Annotated in this window: 14 protein-coding genes; 9 read left to right on the forward strand and 5 right to left on the reverse strand. The window is 73.3% G+C overall.

Annotated features, from left to right (window positions below; all coding sequences use genetic code 11):
- Positions 1 to 21: 21 nt before the first annotated feature.
- Positions 22 to 2,769: a pyruvate, phosphate dikinase gene (gene ppdK, locus ACIRG6_RS02595; RefSeq protein WP_189227917.1), complete on the reverse strand. Its 2,748-nt coding sequence runs from the start codon at positions 2,767 to 2,769 to the stop codon at positions 22 to 24.
- 541 nt (positions 2,770 to 3,310) lie between these two features.
- On the opposite strand from ppdK, the gene ACIRG6_RS02600 reads away from it, so the two are divergent.
- Positions 3,311 to 5,155, forward strand: coding sequence for an alkaline phosphatase family protein (locus ACIRG6_RS02600; protein WP_403320355.1), 1,845 nt, complete (start codon positions 3,311 to 3,313; stop codon positions 5,153 to 5,155).
- Positions 5,156 to 5,177: 22 nt separating this feature from the next.
- Here ACIRG6_RS02600 and dusB read toward each other — a convergent pair whose 3' ends face one another.
- Positions 5,178 to 6,344 carry a tRNA dihydrouridine synthase DusB gene (gene dusB, locus ACIRG6_RS02605; RefSeq protein WP_239768195.1) on the reverse strand — a complete coding sequence of 389 codons (1,167 nt, stop codon included), beginning with the start codon at positions 6,342 to 6,344 and terminating at the stop codon, positions 5,178 to 5,180.
- A gap of 106 nt (positions 6,345 to 6,450) precedes the next feature.
- Here dusB and ACIRG6_RS02610 point away from each other — a divergent pair, with 106 nt between their 5' ends.
- Complete coding sequence (locus ACIRG6_RS02610; protein WP_318218485.1) at positions 6,451 to 7,896, forward strand: MFS transporter; 1,446 nt, start codon at positions 6,451 to 6,453, stop codon at positions 7,894 to 7,896.
- A 334-nt stretch (positions 7,897 to 8,230) separates the two neighbouring features.
- Here the strand turns inward: ACIRG6_RS02610 and ACIRG6_RS02615 are convergent, their stop codons facing one another.
- Positions 8,231 to 12,598, reverse strand: a complete 4,368-nt coding sequence (locus tag ACIRG6_RS02615) for a cation-translocating P-type ATPase (RefSeq protein ID WP_403320357.1) — start codon at positions 12,596 to 12,598, stop codon at positions 8,231 to 8,233.
- Positions 12,599 to 12,629: 31 nt separating this feature from the next.
- Between ACIRG6_RS02615 and ACIRG6_RS02620 the strand changes: the two genes are divergently transcribed.
- Positions 12,630 to 13,955: a hypothetical protein gene (locus ACIRG6_RS02620; protein ID WP_403320359.1), complete on the forward strand. Its 1,326-nt coding sequence runs from the start codon at positions 12,630 to 12,632 to the stop codon at positions 13,953 to 13,955.
- 240 nt (positions 13,956 to 14,195) lie between these two features.
- Here ACIRG6_RS02620 and ACIRG6_RS02625 read toward each other — a convergent pair whose 3' ends face one another.
- Entirely contained in the window at positions 14,196 to 15,131 is a 936-nt protein-coding gene (locus ACIRG6_RS02625) for an MmyB family transcriptional regulator (protein WP_403320360.1), read from the reverse strand.
- A 101-nt stretch (positions 15,132 to 15,232) separates the two neighbouring features.
- Here ACIRG6_RS02625 and ACIRG6_RS02630 point away from each other — a divergent pair, with 101 nt between their 5' ends.
- Both ACIRG6_RS02630 and ACIRG6_RS02635 read left to right on the forward strand, forming a co-directional pair.
- Positions 15,233 to 16,663: an MFS transporter gene (locus ACIRG6_RS02630; protein WP_239768191.1), complete on the forward strand. Its 1,431-nt coding sequence runs from the start codon at positions 15,233 to 15,235 to the stop codon at positions 16,661 to 16,663.
- An 83-nt stretch (positions 16,664 to 16,746) separates the two neighbouring features.
- Positions 16,747 to 17,892 carry a serine hydrolase domain-containing protein gene (locus tag ACIRG6_RS02635; RefSeq protein WP_364685240.1) on the forward strand — a complete coding sequence of 382 codons (1,146 nt, stop codon included), beginning with the start codon at positions 16,747 to 16,749 and terminating at the stop codon, positions 17,890 to 17,892.
- Between the two features lie 119 nt (positions 17,893 to 18,011).
- Here ACIRG6_RS02635 and ACIRG6_RS02640 read toward each other — a convergent pair whose 3' ends face one another.
- Positions 18,012 to 19,394 carry a glycine--tRNA ligase gene (locus ACIRG6_RS02640; protein ID WP_239768188.1) on the reverse strand — a complete coding sequence of 461 codons (1,383 nt, stop codon included), beginning with the start codon at positions 19,392 to 19,394 and terminating at the stop codon, positions 18,012 to 18,014.
- 149 nt (positions 19,395 to 19,543) lie between these two features.
- Between ACIRG6_RS02640 and ACIRG6_RS02645 the strand changes: the two genes are divergently transcribed.
- Genes ACIRG6_RS02645 through ACIRG6_RS02660 form a run of 4 tightly spaced genes read left to right on the forward strand, consistent with a single transcriptional unit; the run spans position 19,544 to position 22,708 of the window.
- Complete coding sequence (locus tag ACIRG6_RS02645; RefSeq protein ID WP_364685230.1) at positions 19,544 to 20,530, forward strand: metal ABC transporter solute-binding protein, Zn/Mn family; 987 nt, start codon at positions 19,544 to 19,546, stop codon at positions 20,528 to 20,530.
- A 29-nt stretch (positions 20,531 to 20,559) separates the two neighbouring features.
- The gene (locus ACIRG6_RS02650) at positions 20,560 to 21,327 is read left to right on the forward strand and encodes a metal ABC transporter ATP-binding protein (protein WP_318218488.1); all 768 of its coding nucleotides are present in this window, start codon (positions 20,560 to 20,562) and stop codon (positions 21,325 to 21,327) included.
- Positions 21,327 to 22,229 (forward strand): metal ABC transporter permease, encoded by a 903-nt coding sequence (locus tag ACIRG6_RS02655; protein ID WP_364685233.1) that lies wholly within the window; start codon positions 21,327 to 21,329, stop codon positions 22,227 to 22,229. The genes ACIRG6_RS02650 and ACIRG6_RS02655 overlap by 1 nt, the downstream gene beginning before the upstream one ends.
- A gap of 59 nt (positions 22,230 to 22,288) precedes the next feature.
- Positions 22,289 to 22,708, forward strand: coding sequence for a Fur family transcriptional regulator (locus ACIRG6_RS02660; protein ID WP_350719810.1), 420 nt, complete (start codon positions 22,289 to 22,291; stop codon positions 22,706 to 22,708).
- The last annotated feature ends 86 nt before the right edge of the window (positions 22,709 to 22,794 follow it).

The raw sequence follows: 22,794 nt of genomic DNA on the forward strand, positions 1-22,794 counted from the left end.
CGGGGTCTTGCGTGCCCCGGGTCAGCGGTGGTCGCTGCCCTTCGAGGTGACCGCCGCGCGGCCGGCCTCCAGGCGGGCGACCGGGATGCGGAACGGGGAGCAGGAGACGTAGTCCAGACCCACCTCGTGGAAGAAGTGGACCGACTCCGGGTCGCCGCCGTGCTCACCGCAGACGCCGAGCTTCAGGTCGGGGCGGGTCTCGCGGCCGGCCTTGGCGGCGGCGGCGACGAGCGAGCCGACGCCGTCCTTGTCGATCGTCTCGAACGGGGAGACGCCGAAGATGCCCTTCTCCAGGTAGGCCGTGAAGAAGCTGGCCTCCACGTCGTCGCGGCTGAAGCCCCACACGGTCTGCGTCAGGTCGTTGGTGCCGAAGGAGAAGAACTCGGCGGCCTCGGCGATCTGACCGGCGGTCAGCGCGGCGCGCGGCAGCTCGATCATGGTGCCGATCGACAGCTTGAGCTTCGCGCCGGTGGCCGCCTCGACCTCGGCGATGACCTGGTCGGCCTCGTCGCGGACGAGCTCCAGCTCCTGGACGGTGCCGACCAGCGGGATCATGATCTCGGCGCGCGGGTCGCCCTTGGCCGCCTTGCGCTCGGCCGCGGCCTCGGCGATCGCCCGGACCTGCATGGTGAACAGGCCGGGGATGACCAGGCCGAGGCGGACGCCGCGCAGACCCAGCATCGGGTTCTGCTCGTGCAGGCGGTGCACGGCCTGGAGCAGGCGCAGCTCGTTCTCGTGCGGCTCCTGACGGGACTCGGCGAGAGCGACACGGACCGACAGCTCGGTGATGTCGGGCAGGAACTCGTGCAGCGGCGGGTCGAGCAGGCGGACGGTGACCGGGAGGCCGTCCATCGACTCGAAGAGCTGGACGAAGTCCTGCTTCTGCAGCGGCAGCAGCTCCTTCAGGGACTCCTCGCGCTCGGCCTCCGTGTCGGCCAGGATCAGCCGCTCGACCAGCTCGCGCCGGTCGCCGAGGAACATGTGCTCGGTGCGGCACAGGCCGATGCCCTGGGCGCCGAAGCGGCGGGCGCGCAGCGCGTCCTCGGCGTTGTCGGCGTTGGCGCGCACCCGCAGCCGGCGCTTGCGGTCGGCGAAGGCCATCATGCGGTGCACGGCCTCGACCAGCTCGTCGGCGTCGTCGGCGCCCGGGTGCATCCGGCCCTCGAAGTACTCCACGACCGGGGACGGGACCACCGGGACCTCGCCCAGGTAGACCTTGCCGGAGGAGCCGTCGATCGAGATCACGTCGCCCTCCTCGACGACGTGCCCGCCGGGCACGGTCATCCGGCGGCGCTTGGTGTCGACCTCCAGCTCCTCGGCGCCGCAGACACAGGTCTTGCCCATGCCGCGCGCGACGACGGCCGCGTGGGAGGTCTTGCCGCCGCGCGAGGTCAGGATGCCCTCGGCGGCGATCATGCCGTCCAGGTCGTCGGGGTTGGTCTCACGGCGGACGAGGATGACCTTCTCGCCGGAGCGGGACCACTTCACGGCGGTGTAGGAGTCGAAGACCGCCTTGCCGACCGCCGCGCCCGGGGAGGCCGCGATGCCCCGGCCGACCTTCTCGACCTTGGCGCTCTCGTCGAAGCGGGGGAACATCAGCTGGGCGAGCTGGGCGCCGTTGACACGGCTGAGCGCCTCGGCCTCGTCGATCAGGCCCTGGTCCACCAACTGGGTGGCGATGCGGAAGGCCGCGCCCGCGGTGCGCTTGCCGACCCGGGTCTGGAGCATCCACAGCTGGCCGCGCTCGATCGTGAACTCGATGTCGCACAGGTCCAGGTAGTGGTTCTCCAGCGTCTCCATGATCTGCATCAGCTGGTCGTACGACTTCTTGTCGATCTGCTCCAGCTCCGCGAGCGGCACGGTGTTGCGGATGCCCGCGACCACGTCCTCGCCCTGGGCGTTCTGGAGGTAGTCGCCGTAGACGCCCTGGTGGCCGGAGGCGGGGTCGCGGGTGAAGGCGACGCCGGTGCCGGAGTCCGGGCCGAGGTTGCCGAAGACCATGGAGCAGACGTTGACGGCGGTGCCGAGGTCGTGCGGGATGCGCTCCTGGCGGCGGTAGAGCTTGGCGCGGTCGCCGTTCCAGGAGTCGAAGACCGCCTTGATGGCGAGGTCCATCTGCTCCCGCGGGTCCTGCGGGAAGTCCCGGCCGGCCTCCTTCTTGACGATCTTCTTGAAGGCGGTGACCAGCTTCTTCAGGTCGGCGGCCTCCAGGTCGGTGTCGACCGTGACCTTCTTGGCCTCCTTGGCCTTCTCCAGCGCCTCCTCGAAGAGGTCGCCGTCGACGCCGAGGACGGTCTTGCCGAACATCTGGATGAGGCGGCGGTAGGAGTCCCACGCGAAGCGGTCGTCGCCGGCCTGCTTGGCCAGGCCCTGCACCGACTTGTCGGAGAGGCCGATGTTGAGGACGGTGTCCATCATGCCGGGCATGGAGAACTTGGCTCCGGAGCGGACCGACACGAGGAGGGGGTCGTCGGCCTGGCCGAGCTTCTTGCCCATCTTCGCCTCGAGGGCGTCGAGGTGCGCACTCACCTCGTCACGCAGTGCCGCCGGCTCCTCGCCACTGTCGAGGTAGGTCTTGCATGCCTCGGTGGTGATGGTGAAGCCGGGAGGGACCGGAAGGCCCAGGTTGGTCATCTCGGCGAGGTTGGCGCCCTTGCCGCCGAGGAGGTCCTTGAGGTCCTTGTTGCCCTCGGTGAAGTCGTAGACGAACTTCACGCCCTCAACGCCGGTGCCCTGCTCGGCTACCTGGGGTTCTTTGTTTTCCGACACGGGTCTCGACTCCTCGAGGACGCGGTGGCTGCCCTGACGGCAGGGAATGTACCCAGATCGAAGGCACCTGGGTACGTCCACTTGCGCGTCATGCGCCTGTAACCACCCGTCCGCCAGCGGATTGAAAGTCAAGGCTTGGCAAGCGAGTGGCGGCTTGTGTTTTCACTTCTTGAACGAATCAACTCCCGCAGACGCCTCAATCCGCTCACCTGAGCGCCGTATTCTACGTCTGAGTTCGATCGATGAACGATCATGCCATGGCACTCAGTGCCACAGTTTGGAGAAGTGGACTCGGTCAAGATCCGCTCATCTGAGCGCTACTCCTATCAGAGGTGGCGAGAATCACGCTGCCACAGCCCGCCGGATTTCACCATGCGGACGCGTCCCGGGACGCGTTCCGGAACACGCGCGAGGACGTGACCGGAGACGTGATCGCACCAGGCTGAACGCACCCCGCGCCCGGGACGTACGACAGTGCGGCGGACCCGGGCCCCCACGCCGGGTCCGCCGTCCACCGGGTTCCACAGGGAAGGACCTTCGGGTGCCTGTCTTCACGCGCTTCCGCCGGCCACCGCACACGGCCGCCGACGCCGACACCGACACCGACCTCACGGAAACGGAGACGGCTCGGGGGGCCGCCACCGGGCCGGCCCCCGAAGCCGCTCCGCGGCCCGGTGCTCCCACGGCAGGCCCCGCACTCCGCGCCGTCAGGGCCCGCCTCGCCCACTGGCGTACCTGGCGCTCCCGCCACCCCGTCCCCGCCCGCGTCCTCCGCCGGACCACCACGGCCCTGGCCGCCGTCCTCGTCCTCGCCGCGCTGCTGCTGCCGAACACCTACATCGCCCTGGAGCCGAACCGCTTCACGCAGATCCCGGCGGAGGCGATCGTCGGCGCCGCCGTCCTGCTCGGTCTGCCGCGCCGCCCCCGGCGGATCGTGGCCGTGCTGTACGGCGCGGGCCTGGGCGTACTGACCCTGCTGAACCTGCTGGACATGGGCTTCGGCGAGTACCTGGGCCGCGGCTTCGACGTCGTGCTCGACTGGGGCCTGCTCGACGACGCCCGCAGCTATGTCGCGGACTCGCTGGGCGGGACCGTCGCGACCCTGGCCGCCCTCGGCGCCGTCGCCCTCGCGCTCCTCCTGCTGGTGTCCATGGTCCTGGCGACGGTCCGGCTGGGCGACCTGCTGGCCGGGCACCGGGAGCGGGCGATGCGCGGGGTGCTGGCCGCCGGCACCGTGTGGATCACCTGCTCGGTCCTCGGCCTGCACGCCTTCGGCATGCCGCTCGCCTCCGGCCGGGCCGCGTACGCCCTCAGGGCGCAGACCGAGCGGGTGATGGACACGGTCCGGGACGAGGCGGCCTTCGCCGCGGAGGCGAAGGCCGACGCCTTCGGTGCCACGCCCGGCGAGCAACTGGTGCCGGATCTGCGCGGCAAGGACATGATCTTCACCTTCATCGAGAGCTACGGCCGCAGCGCCGTCGAGGACCCGGTCATGGCCCCCGGCGTGGACCGGACGCTCGACGCGAGCACCAAGGCGCTGGCCGCGGCGGGCTACCGGGCGAAGAGCGGCTGGCTGACCTCGCCGACCTACGGCGCCGGCAGCTGGCTGGGCCACTCCACCTTCCTGTCCGGTCTGTGGGTGGACAACCAGCAGCGCTACCGCACCGTGACGTCGGGCGACCACCGCACGCTGACGAAGATGTTCGGCGACACGGGCGCCTGGGACACCGTCGGCATCATGCCCGGGGTGCAGAAGGCCTGGCCGGAGGCCAGGTTCCACGGGCTCGACAAGGTCTACAACGCCTACCGCCTCGGCTACGAGGGCCCGAAGTTCAGCTGGTCGACCATGCCGGACCAGTACGCGCTGGAGGCCTTCCAGCGGCTGGAGCACGGCAGGAAGCGCGACAGGCCGCTGATGGCCGAGATCATCCTGACCTCCAGCCACCAGCCGTGGGCGCCGATCCCGAGGATGGTCGGCTGGGACGAGCTGGGCGACGGTTCGGTGTTCGACGGCATCGAGGCGGCGGGCGAGAAGTCGGCGGACGTCATCGCCGACTCCACGAAGTCCCGCGAGGAGTACGGCAAGTCGGTCCAGTACTCGGTCACCTGCCTCACCCAGTGGCTGGAGCGGTACGGCACCGACGACACCGTCCTGGTCTTCCTCGGCGACCACCAGCCGATCGCCCGGGTCAGCGGCGAGGGGGCGAGCCGGGACGTGCCCGTCACGATCGTCGCCAAGGACCCGAAGGTGCTCGACGCGATCGACGACTGGCACTGGACCGACGGCCTCCGGCCCGCCCACGACGCCCCGGTGTGGAAGATGAGCTCCTTCCGCGACCGCTTCCTGACCGCGTACGGCTCGACCCCGCACCCGTCCAAGAGGTGAACGCGGCGGGAGGCGGGACGGATCAGCCGCCGGAGGTGTCCAGTTCCGCTTCCTCGCCGACGCCCGCGCAGTCGTACGGGTCCTTCAGCCAGCCGTCGGGCAGGACGACCCGGTTGTTGCCGGACGTACGCCCGCGGGGGCCGTCGGCGCCGGTGGGCCAGGGCTGGTCGAGGTCGAGTTCGTCGAGCCCGGCGCGCAGCTCCTGGAGCGAGGAGGTGATCGCGAGGCGCTTGCGCATCTCGGAGCCGACGGCGAAGCCCTTGAGGTACCAGGCGACGTGCTTGCGGAAGTCGATCACGCCGCGGGACTCGTCGCCGATCCACTCGCCCAGCAGGGTGGCGTGCCGGACCATCACGTCGGCGACCTCGCGCAGGGTGGGCCGTACGCAGTCCTCCGGGCGCCCCTCGAAGGCGGCGACCAGGTCGGCGAACAGCCACGGGCGCCCGAGGCACCCGCGCCCGACCACAACGCCGTCGCAGCCGGTCTCGCGGACCATGCGCAGCGCGTCCTCGGCGGACCAGATGTCGCCGTTGCCGAGCACCGGGATCTCCGGGACGTGCTCCTTCAGGCGGGCGATGGCCTCCCAGTCGGCGGTCCCGCCGTAGTGCTGGGCGGTGGTGCGGCCGTGCAGGGCGACGGCGGTCACGCCCTCCTCGACGGCGATGCGGCCGGCGTCGAGGTAGGTGAGGTGGTCGTCGTCGATGCCCTTGCGCATCTTGATGGTGACGGGCAGGTCACCGGCACCGCTGACGGCCTCGCGCAGGATCGACCGGAGCAGGTTGCGCTTGTACGGGAGGGCCGAGCCGCCGCCCTTGCGGGTCACCTTGGGCACCGGGCAGCCGAAGTTCAGGTCGATGTGGTCGGCGAGGTCCTCCTCCGCGATCATGCGGACGGCCTTGCCGACGGTCGCGGGGTCGACGCCGTACAGCTGGATCGAGCGCGGCGTCTCGGTCGCGTCGAAGTGGATCAGCTGCATGGTCTTCTCGTTGCGCTCGACCAGCGCCCGGGTCGTGATCATCTCGCTCACGAACAGGCCCTTGCCGCCACTGAACTCCCGGCACAGGGTGCGGAAGGGCGCGTTGGTGATCCCGGCCATCGGCGCCAGCACCACGGGCGGTGCGGCGGTGTGCGGGCCGATCTGCAACGGCGGGTTCGCGGTGGCGGGGGCGGGCGTGGTGGGCGTGGACATTCCTCCATTGTCACGCACGCGGGGCGGTGCTCGGGGTCCGCGGACGCAAGCTCGTGTAGCGGTCATTAGTTAACCGCACTATCGAAGTGGGCGTACGATGGAGTTCATGCCCGAGCTCACCCCTCGCCGACGTCTGCTCGTGCTCGCCATCTGCTGCATGAGCCTGCTGATCGTGAGCATCGACAACACGATCCTGAACGTGGCCCTGCCCTCCATGCAGCGTGATCTGCACGCGAGCACGTCGGGGCTCCAGTGGGCGATCGACGCGTACACGCTGGTGCTGGCCGCGCTGCTGATGCTCGCGGGCTCCACGGCCGACCGGATCGGCCGGAAACGGGTCTTCATGACGGGCCTGGTCGTCTTCACCGTCGGCTCGCTGCTGTGCTCGCTGGCGCCGGACCTGTCGTCGCTGGTGGTGTTCCGGATGATGCAGGCGGTGGGCGGTTCGATGCTCAATCCGGTGGCCATGTCGATCATCACCAACACCTTCACCGACGCGCGCGAGCGTGCCCGCGCGATCGGCGTGTGGGGCGCGGTCGTCGGCATCTCGATGGCCGCCGGTCCCCTGGTGGGCGGACTGCTGGTGGAGTCGGTGGGCTGGCGCTCGATCTTCTGGGTCAACCTGCCCGTCGGGCTCGCCGCGCTCCTGCTCACCCTGCGCTTCGTGCCCGAGTCCCGCGCCCCCAGGGCCCGCCGTCCCGACCCGCTGGGCCAGCTGATGGTGATCGTGCTGTTCGGCTCCCTCACCTACGCGATCATCGAGGCGCCGAGCGCCGGGTTCACCTCCGTACTCCCCTACGCCGTGCTGGCGCTGGCCGCGCTGGTCGGGCTGCTGCGCTACGAGCCGCGCCGCGCCGAACCCCTCATCGACCTGCGTTTCTTCCGGTCGGTGCCGTTCAGCGGGGCCACCGTCACGGCGATCAGCGCCTTCGCCGCGCTGGGCGGCTTCCTGTTCCTGTCCACGCTGTACCTGCAGAACGTGCGCGGGCTGAGCGCCCTGCACGCCGGCCTGTGGATGCTGCCGATGGCCGTGCCGACCTTCCTGTGCGCCCCGCTGTCCGGGCGGCTGGTCGGCAGCCGGGGGCCGCGGCTGCCCCTGCTGATCGCGGGCGGCGCGCTGACCGTGAGCGGCGTCCTGTTCGCCGCCTTCGAGGCGGAGACGTCGAACGTCACCCTCTTCATCGGGTACGTCCTGTTCGGCGTCGGCTTCGGCTTCGTCAACGCGCCCATCACCAACACGGCCGTCTCCGGCATGCCGCGCGCGCAGGCCGGGGTGGCCGCCGCCGTCGCCTCCACCAGCCGCCAGCTGGGCCAGACCTTGGGCGTGGCGGTGGTCGGCGCGGTGCTGGCGGCGGGCGTGGGCACGTCGTCGTACGGGTCCGCGTTCGTCTCCGCGGCCCGCCCCGGCTGGTGGATCCTGGCGGCCTGCGGACTGGCGGTCCTGGTCCTCGGCGCCGTCACGAACGGCCGCTGGGCCCGCCGCACGGCAGAACTGACCGCCGAGCGCCTGAAGTCACCGGAGGTACGGGAACCGGCCCGCTCATCCGCGTGACGCCGCCCCCGACTACGTCCCGCCCCGCCCCGTGAGCGCAGAGAACCGAACGACCGACCCCCACCGCACGCCCCCAGGAACGCGGGGAACTGCGCGACCGACCCCCGGCGCACGCCCTAGGGGCGCGGGGAACTGCGCGACCAGCCCCCACCCACCCGCACACGACACACCCCCCGTACGAGCCTCACCGCACGCCCCCAGGGAGCCCGGAGAACCGAGCGACCGAGACCCCCACCGCACGCGCCCTAGGGGCGCGGGGAACTGCGCGACCAGCCCCCACCCACCCGCAGACAACACACCCCGGCACCCCCGCCGCCTCACACCACGCCGCGCCTCACCTCATCGCCGCCGGCAAAACCTCCGTCACCTTCGGCCAGTACCTCTCCACCGCCTCCTCCACCACCGGCAACGCCCGCTGCCCCGCCAGCGCCAGCGCGATCGCCGCGGCCACGCCCGCCCAGGCGAGCGGCCCCAGCGGCGTGCAGCCGAAGAGCTGGCTCGCCCCCGGCGTCTGCACCAGCGCGACCAACGCGACGGCCGAACCGACGGACGTCACCTGCACCAGCCGGCTGCCCCGCCGGTCCGCGAGGGTCTGGGCCAGCTGCGTGCCCACCACGGCGCACAGGGCCATCGTCGTCGAGCGGCGCCTCGTGCCCGGCGTGAAGCGGCCGAACAGCCAGGCCGCGGTCGCCCCGAGTGCCGTGGTCATGGCCCGGTGCCGGATCTGCCGGATCAGCGGCGCGCCCAGCACCGCCGTACCGAGCGGCGCGCCCGCGTCGTCCTTCTCCTGCTCCGCGTCCCCCGTCTCCGTCACCGCCACGGCCATCGCCGGGAACAGGTCGGTGAACAGGTTGACCAGCAGCATCTGGCGGGTGGACAGCGGGGCGGAGCCGCCGAGGACGGTGCCGATGATGCCGAAGCCGACCTCGCCCGCGTTGCCGCCGATCAGGATGGCGATGGCGTCGGCGACGCTGTGCCACAGCGCCCGGCCCTCCCGCACCGCCTCCACCAGCACCAGCAGGTCGTCGCCCGTGACGACCAGGTCGGCGGCGTTGCGGGCGGCGGCCGAACCGCGGGCGCTGATGCCCACGCCGATGTCGGCGGCACGGATCGCCGCGGCGTCGTTGGCGCCGTCGCCGACCATGCCGACGACCCGCCCGGCGTCCCGCAGCGACTCCACGACCTGGAGCTTCTGTTCCGGCGCCACCCGGGCCACCACGTCCGCGTCGCGCAGCATCCGGGACCGGGCCGAGCGGTCGGCGGCGGCGAGTTCGTCGCCGGTGACCACGACCGCGTCCTCGGGCCAGCCCAGGTCGACGGCGATGGCGCGGGCGGTCTGCGGATGGTCGCCGGTCAGCACCACGGGCCGTACGCCCGCCCCGCGCAGCCCGCGCACCAGCGCCGGGGATGTCTCGCGCGCCACGTCGGCCAGCGCGAGCAGCCCGGTGAACTCCAGCCCGGACGGCGGCTGTTCGAGGACGTCGGCCGCCTGCTCGTCCCTGCCGAGCGGCCGGCTCGCCACCGCGATGATGCGCAGCCCGGCGCCGGCCAGGTCGTGCGCCGCCTCGGAGGCGTGCGACGGCAGACCGGTGCAGGCGGGCAGCACGGTCTCGGGGGCACCCTTGACCACCAGGACCGGGGCGCCGTCCGCCTCCCGGCCGACGGCGGCGGCGTAGCCGCGGGAGGTCTCGAAGGGCAGGCCCTCGTCCTGCGTCCACTCGGGGTCGGGCCCGGCGGCGTCCAGGACGGCCTCGTCGGTGGCGTGGGTGGGGCGGGCTCCGTCGCCGTTCAGTCGGGGGCAGGCGCGCGAGGCGACCCGTACGGTGCCGGCGGCGTCCGGGTCGCCCGCCTTGCGGACGGTGCCGTCGGCGCCCGCGACCCGGGTCAGCCGCAGCTTGTTCTCGGTGAGCGTGCCGGTCTTGTCGAAGCAGATGGTGTCCATGCGCCCCAGGGCCTCCAGGGTGCGCGGGGTGCGCACGAGGACGCCGTGCCGGCTCAGCCGGCGGGCCGCCGCGAGCTGTGCCACCGTCGCCACCAGCGGCAGCCCCTCGGGCACGGCGGCCACCGCCACCGACACGCCGCCGGAGACGGCCTGCCGGATCGGCGTGCCGCGCAGCAGCGAGAGGCCGGTCACCGCCGCGCCGCCGGCCAGCGTCAACGGCAGTGCCTTGCGGGTGAGTTCCTGGAGCCGGGCCTGCACGCCCGCGGCCGACGGCGTCCGGGCGGCGAGCGCCACCGCCCGCGCGGCCTCGGTGTGCTCGCCGGTGTCCACGACGACGGCCCTCGCCCGGCCCGCCACCACGGTCGTGCCCTCGAAGACCATGCAGTACCGCTCGGCCACGGGGGCCTTCGGCGCCGGGTCCACGCGCTTGTCCACCGGCAGCGACTCACCGGTCAGCGCGGACTCGTCCACCTCCAGGCCGTCCTCCCACAGCAGCCGGGCGTCGGCGGGCACGACGTCGTCCGCCTTCAGCTCGATCACGTGCCCGGGGTGCAGTTTGGCGGCGTCCACGATCCGCGGCTCGCCCGCCGCGGGCGCCTGCGTACCCTCCTCGGACGGTTCCGCCCCCTGTGCGGAGGGCTCCTCGCTCAGCCGCGCCTTCTGCTTCTGCTCCGCGAGCAGCCCGGACAGCGCCCGTTCGGCCCGTAGCCGCTGGAAGCCGCCGACCAGCGCGTTCAGGTCCAGCGCACCGACCACCAGCGCCGCGTCCACGACCGAGCCGAGGATCGCGGAGGCCGCCGAACCGACCGCCAGCACGGGGGTGAGCGGATCGTCCAGCTCGCCGCGCACGGCCCGGGCCAGCTGCCAGGACCACCGCACCGGCGCCAGCACCCGCACCCGGCCCGCCCGTTCGGCCACCTCGCGCACCCGGCCCGTGGCCTGCTCGACGACGGTCGGCTCGGGCTCGGTCTCGTGCTCCAGCCGGTCGCGTACGTCCGCCACGTCCAGCGCGTGCCACGCCACCCGCGGCCGGGGGTGCGGGGCGCGGGCCGCCGCCACGCCGAGGGCGGCGCGCGCCCCGGACAGCAGGGCCGCCGCCGCGCTGGCGTCGACCGGCGCGTGCCGCAGCCCGGGCAACGGCGAACCGGCACTCCCGCTGCGCGCCTCGCCGACCGCGACCAGCAGCCCGGACAGCGCCGCACCGGCCCGGGCCAGCGTCTGCGAGCGGCCCCCGACCTTGCGGGCCGCGGGCACCGCCCGCAGCACCCGCCACACGTCGGCCAGACCGCGCGATGCCAGCACGTCGGCGCCCCAGGCCACCGGGGTGTCCGCGTCGGCCAGCGCGATGGCCACGTCACCGCGGAACAGCCCGGCCAGCACCGTGTCGTCGTCGCCGGGCAGGGGCCGTACGACCGTGATGACGCCGCCGCCCTCGGCGCGCAGTTGGTCCACCACGTCCCCGAGCGGGCGGCGGGCGCTGACGACCTGGTCCGCGAGGCCGGTGAAGTCGGCGAGCGCCGGGTCCTCCACCATCACCACGCGCAGCCCCGCGCGCCGCGCCGCGTCCAGGACGTCCTCGGTCCACGGGTCCGCCCCCGCGTGCGGGGTGCGCAGCGCGCTGGGGTGCAGGACGACCGTGCCGGTCATCTCCAGCTGCCGCAGCCGCTCCGGGTCGCGCACCAGCACGCCGGTCCGGGACAGCGCGGCGCTCAGTACGGCGTGGAAGGCGGCGGGACCGTAGCGGGCGGCCTTCGGCGAGCCGGCGAGCACCGCCTCCGCGGCCTCCGCCAGATCGTGCTTGACGAGCAGGGTCGCCGCGGCGCCCGCCACACTGCCGGTCGAGGCGTGGGCGGCGTAGTCCTGGGCCGGGGAGGTGCGCAGCGGCGGACGCAGGGTGACGTCGGCGGGCAGGCTGCCCCGGTCCGGGGCGCACAGCTGGTCGTGCACGGCCTCGAAGGCCGCCGACCGGGCGACCGCCTCGCCCAACTGGCAGGCGCGCACCACCCCGTCGAGCACCAGCGAGGTGGGGCTCTGGCCCGCGCCGTGCACGGCCGCGTTGGCGGCGGCCAGCGTCACGTCCATGCGGTGGGCGCCGAGCCGCCCGCGCAGCCAGGCGCGGAACCTGGGGTTCTCGCGCAGCAGCGTCGCCACGGCGGTCACCAGGCGGGGCGAGGGCGGCAGCCGCAGGGAGGACGCGGTCAGGGCGGCGGCGATGCCGAGCACGTCGGCGCCGAGGGCGGTCGCCGCGACGCGCACCGCGGCCGGGTCGCCGGGGTGGGCCAGCTCCTCGACCTCGTCGTCGGCGCGGACCAGCCCCTGCTGTTCGGCGAGGTCGGTCGCGTGGTCCACGACCCGGTCGGTGAGCTCCTCCTCGGTGGCGGTCACCACCAGCCGGGCCAGCCCGTTGTCCCAGTAGGCGAGCGCCACGTCGGGGTGCTCGGCGACGGCCGCCGCCACGCGGCGGGCGACGTGTTCGACGCCGCCCGCCCGGCGCACCTTCTCGGTCGCGGCCGGCCGCAGCGCGAGGTGCGCCCGGGGGCCGGCCCGCCAGTGGCGGGGGCCGCCGGGCAGCGCGGCGCGGGCGACCCGGGCCGCCCGCGCCGCGAAGTCCGCGCCGCGCACGCCGGCCCGTGCGGTGCCCGCGACCGCGCCGGCCGCGGCGCCCACGGCGGGGGCGGTGCCGCGCGCGACCAGGCGGGGCCCGGCCAGGACGATCCCTGCGACGGCGCCCTGGGAACGCGTCAGAAGTCCACCGGCCATCGCTGCCTCTCAGTCCGCCCTTCGGGTGCGTGTGCCTGCGGCGCGCTTCGCGCGGGTGCCCGTCGCCGCGCCGGACTGCGCGGCGGCGGACCTCCGCCCGGACGTCCCGGCCCCGGAGCCGCTGCTGCCTGCGGCGCGCTTCGCGGGGCTGCTCGTCGCCGCCGTGGTCTTCGCGGCGGCGGACTTCCGCGCGGACGTCCCGGCCGCGGTGGCCTTCGCCGCGTTGGTCTTGCCGGCGGCGGACTTCCGCGCGGCGACCCCGGTGGCGGCGCCCTTCGCCGCAGCGGTCTTGCCGGCGGCGGACTTCCGCGCGGTGGTGCCGGTCGCGGCGGCCTTCTGCGCGGCGGCCTTGGTCGCCGTGCTCTTCGCCGCGACGGCCTTCTGCGCCGCGGCCCTGGTCGCGGTGCTCTTCTGCGCGGCGGTCCCGGCCGCGGTGGCCTTCGCCGCAACCGCCTTGGCGGCGGCGGACTTCGCGGTGGCGGACTTCCGCGCGGCGGTCGCGGTGCTCTTCCGCGCCGCGGCCGCGGTGGCGGTGTCCTTCCGCACGGCGGTCCCGGTCGCGGTGCCCCTCCGTGCGGCGACGCCGGTCGCGGTGCTCTTCACCGCGGCCTTCCGCCCGGCGGCCTTGGTCGCGGGGCTCTTCCGCGCGGCGCCCTTCGCGGCGCCCGACGTGGCCCCGCCCGCCTCGCTCGTCGCCGACTTGGCCCCGGCCGACTTGCTCGCCGCCGCCCTCGCCGCCTTCGTCCCCGCTGTCTCCGTCCCGGCCGTCCCCGCCGCAGCCGTCCTCGACGCGGCCGACTTGACCCCGGCCGTCCTACTCGCCGCCGCCTTCGTCCCCGCCGTATCCGTCGCAGCCGTCCTCGACGCGGCCGACGTGGCCCCGGCCGACCTGCTCGCGGCCGACCCAGCACCCGCCGCCTCGCTCGCCGCCGGCTTCGTCCCGGCCGACGTACTCCGCGCCGACTTCGGCGCAACCGTCTTCCCCGCGACCGTCTTCCCGGCCGCCGACCTGCTCGCGGCCCGCTTCGCCGCGGCGCTCTTCCTGACGGCGCCGGCCTCCGTGGCCGCGCTCCTCGTCGTCGTCTTCTTCGCGGCGTTCCGCCTCGCCGCGACGCTCCCCGCAGAGGCGCTCCCGCCGGAGGCACCCGTGGCCGTCACCGCGTTCCGCTTCGCCGCGACGCTGCCCGTGGCGGCGTCCGCGCCGGAGGCCACCCGTGCCGCCTCCGACTTCGCCTCGGCCTCGGCCTCCTCCTCCGGCGACTGCCGTGGCCGCGTCAGCCACGCCACCGCCGCTCCGGTGACCGCCACCGGCCACTCCACCAAACCGGCGACGCCGAGCACTCCGGCCCCGGTGTAGACGACCAGCCGCCGCCCACGCGGCGACACGGCCCCGATCATGTCCAGCGCGCCCTCGGCCGCCCGGCCGACCGTCCCGGCGCCCGGCACCTTCCGCAGCGCCGATGCGGCCGCGTGCAACGGCCGCGGGAGCGTCTGCGCCGACTTCTGCTCAGCCATGACTGTCCTCGCCCTGTGCGAACTGACGAAACCCTGGGAACATCACCTTCCGCATATCCCCGGGTTCCCGCACTTCGGGCGGTCATCCCGGCGATGCCGCTCCGCGCTCCAGGGCGATCGCGTGCAGCCTCTCCAGCCGCTCCCGCGAGGTCTCGTCGGCCGGCGCGTACGTCACCATGCGGGGTCCGGGCTCCGGTCCGAGCCACAGGTCCGTGTGGTCGACCCTGACCCGGCCCACGTACCGGTTGAGGAACTCCTTGCGCTTGCTGCGGTGGGCGACCACCTCGTACCGCTCCCAGGCCTCCTGGAACTCGGCGGACTCCGCCCGCAGCCGCTTCAGCAGCATCTTCCAGGCGGGCTCGGTGAGGTGACCGGCCATCGTGGCGCGGAACCGGGCGGCCATCAGCCGCTGGGTCTCCTCCAGATGGACGATGGACGACCGCCAGTCGTCGTGGGTGAAGGACAGGATCATGCAGTTGCGGTCCTCGGGCGGCACCGCGTCCAGGTCGCACAGCAGCAGCCCGTAGGTGCGGTTGTGGGCGAGGATGTCGTACCGGCTGTTCTGCACGCACGCCGGATACGGCTCGAACTGCTCCAGCAGGGCTCGCACCGCGGGCGAGATCGACGGGCAGACCGTCGCGGGCGTCGGGTCGACGGCTCCGGCGAGCCGGAAGAGGTGGGCGCGTTCGGTCGGGTCGAGCAGCAGCGCGCGGGCGAGGGCGTCGAGGACCTGCACGGAGACCTGGATGTCCCGGGCCTGTTCGAGCCACGTGTACCAGGTGACGCCGACGGCCGAGAGCTGGGCGACCTCCTCGCGGCGCAGCCCCGGTGTGCGGCGCCGGCGTCCGCGGGGCAGCCCGACCTGTTCGGGGGCGATGCGTTCGCGGCGGCTGCGCAGGAAGGCGGCGAGTTCGTGCCGTCGGACCTGCGACGCCACCTCCGGGGTCCGCGGCTCCGTCTCCCCGGCGGCCGCCGCCCGGACCGTCACTCCCGTGCTTTCCTGGGCCATCGTCGTCATGCCTCCAGGGTGCCGCTCACCGGATCCTGTTGCCAGGTACTCCTTCTACCAGGACAAGGAGACTCTGGTACCGGTCTGGCGGGCGCCGCAGTCTCGATGGCGTGACCGAAACCATCACTTCACGTCCCGTCCGTCCGGCGGACTCGGCACCACCCGCCCTCAGCGGGCCCGGACTGTTCACGGTGCTGCTGGCCGCGGCACTCCCCCTCGTCGACTTCTTCATCGTCAACGTCGCCCTGCCCACCATCGGCACCGACCTCTCGGCGGGCGAGTCGGTCCTCGAACTCGTCGTCGCCGGGTACGGGGTGGCGTACGCCGTCCTGCTCGTCCTCGGCGGCCGGCTCGGCGACCTGTTCGGCCGGCGGCGGATGTTCCTGGGCGGCATGGCCGCCTTCGGCCTGACCTCGCTGGCGTGCGGTCTGGCGCCGGACGCCTGGACACTGGTGGCGGCGCGGGTGGCGCAGGGCGCCTCGGCCGCCGCGATGCTGCCGCAGGTGCTGGCCACCATCCAGGCGACCACCTCCGGTACCCGGCGGGCCAGGGCCATGGGCCTGTACGGGGCCACGGCCGGCCTGTCGATGGTGGCCGGCCAGATCCTGGGCGGTGTGCTGGTGGCCGCCGACATCGCGGGCACCGGCTGGCGTTCCGTCTTCCTGGTGAACGTCCCGGTCGTGCTGGTGGGCCTGCTGCTGGCCGCGCGCGCGGTCCCGGAGACCCGCTCGGCGCGCCCGGAGCCGGTGGACGGCCCCGGCACGGTGCTGCTGGCCGCCTCGCTCCTCACCCTGCTGGTCCCGCTCACCGAGGGCCGCACGGCGGGCTGGCCGCTGTGGACGTGGCTGTCGCTGGCGGCGTTCCCGTTCGTGGCGGCGGCGTTCTACGCGGTGGAGCGCCGGGCGGACCGCGCGGGCCGTACGCCGCTGGTGCCGCCGAGCCTGTTCGCGCTCACCTCGCTGCGGCGCGGGCTGCTGCTGATCGTGCCGTTCTCGGTCGGCTTCAGCGGCTTCATGTTCGTCATCGCGGTCGCGCTCCAGCAGGGCGCCGGCCTCGGCCCGGTGGCGGCGGGGACGGCTCTGGCGCCGCTGGCGGTGGTGTTCTTCTTCGTCTCCCTCGCCGGTCCCCGGCTGGTCGCCCGGTACGGCACCCGTGTGGTGCCGGCGGGTGCCGTGCTCCAGGGCGTGGGCCTGGCCCTGATGGCGCTGGCCGCCTGGCGTTCCTGGCCGGACCTCGGCCTGGTCGAGCTCATGCCGGGCGCGGCCGTCGCCGGGGCCGGACAGGCGCTGCAGCTCCCGGTGGTCTTCCGGGTCGTCCTGTCGGAGGTGCCGCCGGCCCGTGCGGGTGTCGGCAGCGGCGTCATGATGACCACGCAGCAGTCGTCCCTGGCGCTCGGGGTGGCCGCGCTGGGCACGCTGTTCCTGTCCCTGGTGCCGGGCCTGGGCATGCGGGACGCGCTGGTGACGACGCTGCTGGTCCAGTTGGCGGCGGTGGCGCTGACGGGGTTGCTGAGCCTGCGGCTGCCGCGGACGATCGGCTGAGGCGGCCGGCCGCCGATGAGTTGCGGACGCGACCGGAGTCGTCACCACGACCACGACGAACCGGAGGCCCGCCCATGAACGACATGAGCGCACTGCGCACCACCCTGCGACGGCACGTGGACGACGGCACGGTGCCGGGTGCCGTGGCCCTGGTGGCCCGCGGTGACGACGTGGAGGTGGTGACCGTCGGCCATGTGGACGCCGACGGCACCGCCCCGATGGCGCGGGACAGCCTCTTCCGGATCGCGTCGCTGACGAAGCCGATCACGGCCGCGGCCGTGCTGGCACTGGTCGACGACGGGCTGCTGGGGCTGGACGACCCGGTGGACGCGTGGCTGCCGGAGCTGTCGAAGCCGAGGGTGCTGCGTACCCCGTCCGCCGCCCTGGACGACGTGGTCCCGGCGGAGCGTGCGATCACCGTCGAGGACCTGCTCAGCTCCCGGGCGGGCTGGGGCTTCCCGTCGGACTTCTCGCTGCCCGGCGTGCAGGCGCTGTTCGCGGCGCACCAAGGCGGACTCGAACCGCAGCGGGCACCGGTGCCGGACGAGTGGCTGGCGGGCCTGGCCCGCGTGCCGCTGCTGTACCAGCCGGGGGCGGCCTGGCTGTACAACACCTGCTCCGACCTGCAGGGCGTGCTGATCGCCCGGGTCACCGGCCGGCCGCTGCCGGACGTCCTGGCGGAGCGTCTGCTGGAGCCGGTCGGCATGGTGGACACGGCCTTCGCGGTGCCGTCCGGGAAGCGGGACCGCTTGACCACCCTCTACCGGCCCGCCCCGTCCGGGGCGCTGGAACCGATGGACGTCCCCGACGGCCAGTGGAGCGGCGTCCCGGCCTTCCCGTCCGGGGCGGGCGGGCTGGTCTCGACGGTGGACGACTGGCTGGCCTTCGCGCGCATGCTGCTCGCGGGGGGCGCGGTGGACGGCCGGCAGGTCCTCTCCCCCGCTTCGGTCCGCCGCATGACCACCGACCACCTGACACCCGGACAGCGCGAGGCGAGCCGTCTGTTCCTGCTCGGCCAGGGCTGGGGCTACGGCGGTCAGGTCGACGTGGACCGGACGGAGCCGTGGAACGTACCGGGCCGCTACGGCTGGGTCGGTGGCAGCGGCACCTCGGCGCACCTGGTCCCCGCCACCGGGACGACGGCGGTCCTGCTCACCCAGGTGGCCATGACGAACCCGGACCCGACGCCGCTGATGCGGGCGTTCTGGCGGTGCACGGCCGACATCTGACACCCGGCCGCGCATACGGAAGAGCCCACCCTCCAGCCGACCGTGTCGGGTGGAGGGTGGGCGCAGGTCCGGGGGTCCCAAGGGGCGGAGCCCCCTGGTGCCTCAGCGGAAACGAACGGTCAGCAGCCGACGAGCCGAGCCGCGAGGTACCCCTCGATCTGGTCCAGCGACACGCGCTCCTGCTTCATGGTGTCCCGCTCCCGCACGGTCACCGCGTTGTCCTCGAGCGTGTCGAAGTCGACGGTGACACAGAACGGCGTACCGATCTCGTCCTGGCGACGGTACCGGCGCCCGATCGCACCGGCGTCGTCGAACTCGATGTTCCAGTTCTGCCGCAGCGCCTGCGCGAGCCCCTTCGCCTTCGGCGACAGCTCCGGGTTGCGGGACAGCGGCAGGACCGCGACCTTCACCGGCGCCAGGCGCGGGTCGAGGCGCAGCACGGTGCGCTTCTCCAGCTTGCCCTTGGCGTTCGGGGCCTCGTCCTCGATGTACGCGTCGAGCAGGAAGGCGAGCATCGCCCGGCCGACACCGGCCGCCGGCTCGATGACGTACGGCGTCCAGCGCTCGCCGGCCTCCTGGTCGAAGTAGGAGAGGTCCTGGCCGGAGGCCTTGGAGTGCGCGCCGAGGTCGTAGTCGGTGCGGTTGGCGACACCCTCCAGCTCGCCCCACTCGCTGCCGCCGAAGGAGAACCGGTACTCGATGTCGGCGGTGCGCTTGGAGTAGTGGGAGAGCTTCTCCTTCGGGTGCTCGTACCAGCGCATGTTCTCTTCACGCAGGCCCAGGCCGGTGTACCAGTTCCAGCGCTGCTCCATCCAGTACTCCTGCCACTTCTCGTCCTCGCCCGGCTTGACGAAGAACTCCATCTCCATCTGCTCGAACTCGCGGGTGCGGAAGATGAAGTTGCCGGGCGTGATCTCGTTGCGGAAGGACTTGCCCATCTGGGCGATGCCGAACGGCGGCTTGCGGCGCGAAGTGGTCTGCACCTGGCCGAAGTTGGTGAAGATGCCCTGGGCGGTCTCGGGCCGCAGGTAGGCGACGGAGCCGCTGTCCTGGGTCGGGCCGAGGTGGGTGGAGAGCAGGCCGGAGAACTGCTTGGGCTCGGTGAAGGTGCCCTTGTTGCCACAGTTGGGGCAGTTGAGGTCGGCGAGGCCGTTCTCGGGGGCGTGGCCCTTCTTCTCCTCGTACGCCTCCTCCAGGTGGTCCGCGCGGAACCGCTTGTGGCAGGAGGTGCACTCGGTCAGCGGGTCCGTGAAGGTGGCGACGTGACCGGAGGCGACCCAGACCTCGGGGGCCAGGATCACGGACGAGTCGATACCGACGACGTCCTCGCGCGAGGTGACCATGTAGCGCCACCACTGGCGCTTGAGGTTCTCCTTGAGCTCGACACCCAGCGGACCGTAGTCCCAGGCGGCGCGCTGACCGCCGTAGATCTCACTGCAGGGGAATACGAAGCCACGGCGCTTGCTCAGGCTGACGATGGTGTCGATCTTGTCGGCGGCCACGGTGCTCTCTTCATTACGACGACGGGCGACGAAGCGAGATGCTTCCAGAGAATGCCTCAGGTTACCGGCGCGGGACGCCCCCCGGCCAAATCGGGGGCCGTTCGGGGGCTTGTTGACAACGGTTTCCAGATTCGTTGAAAATGAGTGTCATGAACGTACGACGACGCCGCATATCCGGCATAGCGGTCACCGCGGCCACCGCACTCGGTCTCGGGACCCTCTCGGCGTGCTCCAGCGACACCGCGGCGGCGGGCAACACGGACAAGTTCGACGTCGTCGCGTCGTTCTACCCGATGGCCTTCCTCGCCGAGCAGATCGGCGGAGACCACGTCAACGTCACCAGCCTCACCGGGCCCGGCCAGGAGCCGCACGACCTCGAGGTCAGCACCAAGCAGCGGGCGCAGCTGGAGGAGTCGGACGCGGCGCTCTACCTCAAGGGTCTCCAGCCCGCCGTCGACGAGGCCGTCACCCAGTCCGGGATCGAGACGAAGATCGACGCGGCCTCCCTGACCTCCCTGGAGAAGCACGGCGACGAGGTCGGCGGCCACGCGGCCGAGCACGACCACGCGGCCGAGGAGGACGAGCACGGCCACGACCACGGCGAGGAAGCCGGCGGCAAGGACCCCCACATCTGGCTCGACCCGGTCAAGTACGCCGAGGTCGCCGAGGGCGTCGGCAAGGCCTTCGAGAAGGCCGACCCCGACCACGCCGCCGACTACAAGAAGAACACCGCGGCCCTGGTCAAGAAGCTCGGCGACCTGAACACGGAGTTTCAGACCGGGCTGAAGGACACGAGGACCAAGGTCTTCATCACCACGCACGCCGCCTTCGGCTACCTCGCCGAGCGCTACGGCCTCACCGAGGAGGCCATCAGCGGCCTCGACCCCGAGTCCGAGCCCAGCGCCGCCCGGATCAAGGACCTTGAGAAGATGGCCGCCGCCGACGGTGTCTCCACCGTCTTCTACGAGACGCTCGTCAGCGACAGGACCGCGAAGACGGTCGCCAAGGACGCGAACCTCAGGACGGACGTCCTCGACCCGATCGAGGGCATCACCGACCAGTCCCGGGGCGACGACTACTTCCAGGTCATGGAAGCCAACCTCAAGGCCCTCCAGACGGCCCTGGGCGCCAAGTGACCGACCAGACCGACCAGCCGGAGGGTGGCATGACCGAGTCCGTCATCGCACTGCGCGGCGTCCGCGCCGACCTCGGCTCGCGCCCCGTCCTGCGCGGCATCGACCTCACCGTGCGCCGCGGCGAGGTCGTGGCCCTGCTCGGCGCCAACGGCTCGGGCAAGTCCACGGCCGTGCGCACGATCATCGGCCAGGTGCCGCCCGTCGACGGGGAGATCGAGCTGTTCGGCACCCCGCGGCGCCGGTTCCGCGACTGGGCGCGCGTGGGCTACGTCCCGCAGCGCACCACGGCCGCGGGCGGCGTGCCCGCCACGGTGACCGAGGTCGTCTCCTCCGGCCGGCTCTCCCGCGCCCGCTTCGGCGTCCTGCGCAAGGCCGACCACGAGGCCGTGCGCCGGGCCCTCGACCTGGTCGGCATGGCGGACCGGGCCAAGGACTCCGTGAACGCCCTCTCCGGCGGCCAGCACCAGCGCGTGCTGATCGCCCGCGCGCTCGCCTCCGAACCCGAGCTGCTGATCATGGACGAGCCGATGGCGGGCGTCGACCTGGCCAGCCAGGAGGTCCTGGCCGCCACGCTGCGCGAGCAGGTCGCGGCCGGCACCACCGTCCTCCTCGTCCTGCACGAGCTGGGCCCCCTGGAGCCCCTGATCGACCGGGCCGTCGTCCTGCGCGACGGCTGCGTCCTGCACGACGGCCCGCCCCCGAAGGCCGTCGGCCAGCACGCCCTGCCCGGCCACGACCACGTACACCCGCACGCACCCGCGGGCGCCGAACCGATCCGCACGGGACTGCTGAGCTGATGGAACTCCTGAACTACGCCTTCATGCAGCGGGCGCTGCTGGCGGCCGTCCTGGTCGGCATCACCGCCCCCGCCGTCGGCATCTACCTCGTCCAGCGCCGCCAGGCCCTCATGGGCGACGGCATCGGCCACGTGGCCATGACCGGCGTCGGCCTCGGCTTCCTGCTCTCCTGGTCCCCGGTGTGGATGGCGACCCTGGTCTCCGTCCTCGGCGCCGTCCTCATGGAGCTGATCCGCTGGTACGGCCGCACCCGCGGCGACATCGCCCTGGCCATGCTCTTCTACGGCGGCATGGCCGGCGGCGTGATGTTCATCAACCTCGCGCCGACCGGCTCCAACGCCAACCTCACCTCGTACCTCTTCGGCTCGCTGTCGACGGTCTCCGAGTCCGACGTGACCGCGATCTGCGTCCTGGCCGCCTTCGTGGTGCTGGTCACCCTGGGGCTGCGCCGCCAGCTGTTCGCGGTCAGCCAGGACGAGGAGTTCGCCCGGGTCACCGGGCTGCCGGTGCGCGCGCTGAACCTGCTGACCGCCGTCACGGCCGCGGTCACGGTGACGGTCGCGATGCGCGTCGTCGGTCTGCTGCTGGTGTCCGCGCTGATGGTGGTCCCGGTGGCCGCCGCCCAGCAGCTCAGCCGCAGCTTCGCCGCGACGTTCGCGATCGCCGTCGCGATCGGCGTGACCGTGACGATCGGCGGCACGGTGACGTCGTACTACCAGGACGTGCCGCCCGGCGCGACGATCGTGCTGCTCACCATCGGCGCGTTCATCGTGCTGACCGCGCTGGCCACACCGCTGGCCCGGCGACGCGCGCGGGCCGCCGCCCTCGCCGGGTCCGCCGGGGACCCCGCGGAGTGCCGGGTTCCGGCCTCCCGCGGGTCCGGCGACGAAGTCGGCGTCTGACCGCTGACGGCCCGGGCTGGCACAATGGCCCCGGCAGTGCAGACGTGAGGAGGCACCCCGTGACGACCGCTGGACCGCCCGTGAAGGGCCGCGCCACCAGGCAGCGGGCCGCCGTGGCGGCGGCCCTCCAGGAGGTCGAGGAGTTCCGCAGCGCGCAGGAGCTCCACGACATGCTCAAACACAAGGGCGACTCGGTGGGGCTCACCACGGTCTACCGCACGTTGCAGTCCCTCGCCGACGCCGGCGAGGTCGACGTCCTGCGCACCGCGGAGGGCGAGTCCGTCTACCGCCGCTGCTCCAGCGACGACCACCACCACCACCTGGTGTGCCGGGTCTGCGGCAAGGCGGTCGAGGTCGAGGGCCCCGCGGTGGAGAAGTGGGCGGAGGCCATCGCCGCCGAACACGGATACGTCAACGTGGCGCACACCGTGGAGATCTTCGGCACCTGCGCGGACTGCGCGCGTGCCGCCGGAGGCTGAGCCGAGGGGCGGGGGGGGGGGGGGCGGGGGCCCCCCCCGCCGCGGGCCGCGGCGCCCCCCCCCCCCCCCCGCGGGGGGGTGGCGCC

Source organism: Streptomyces flaveolus (assembly GCF_044765825.1).
Classification (GTDB): Bacteria; Actinomycetota; Actinomycetes; order Streptomycetales; family Streptomycetaceae; genus Streptomyces; species Streptomyces flaveolus.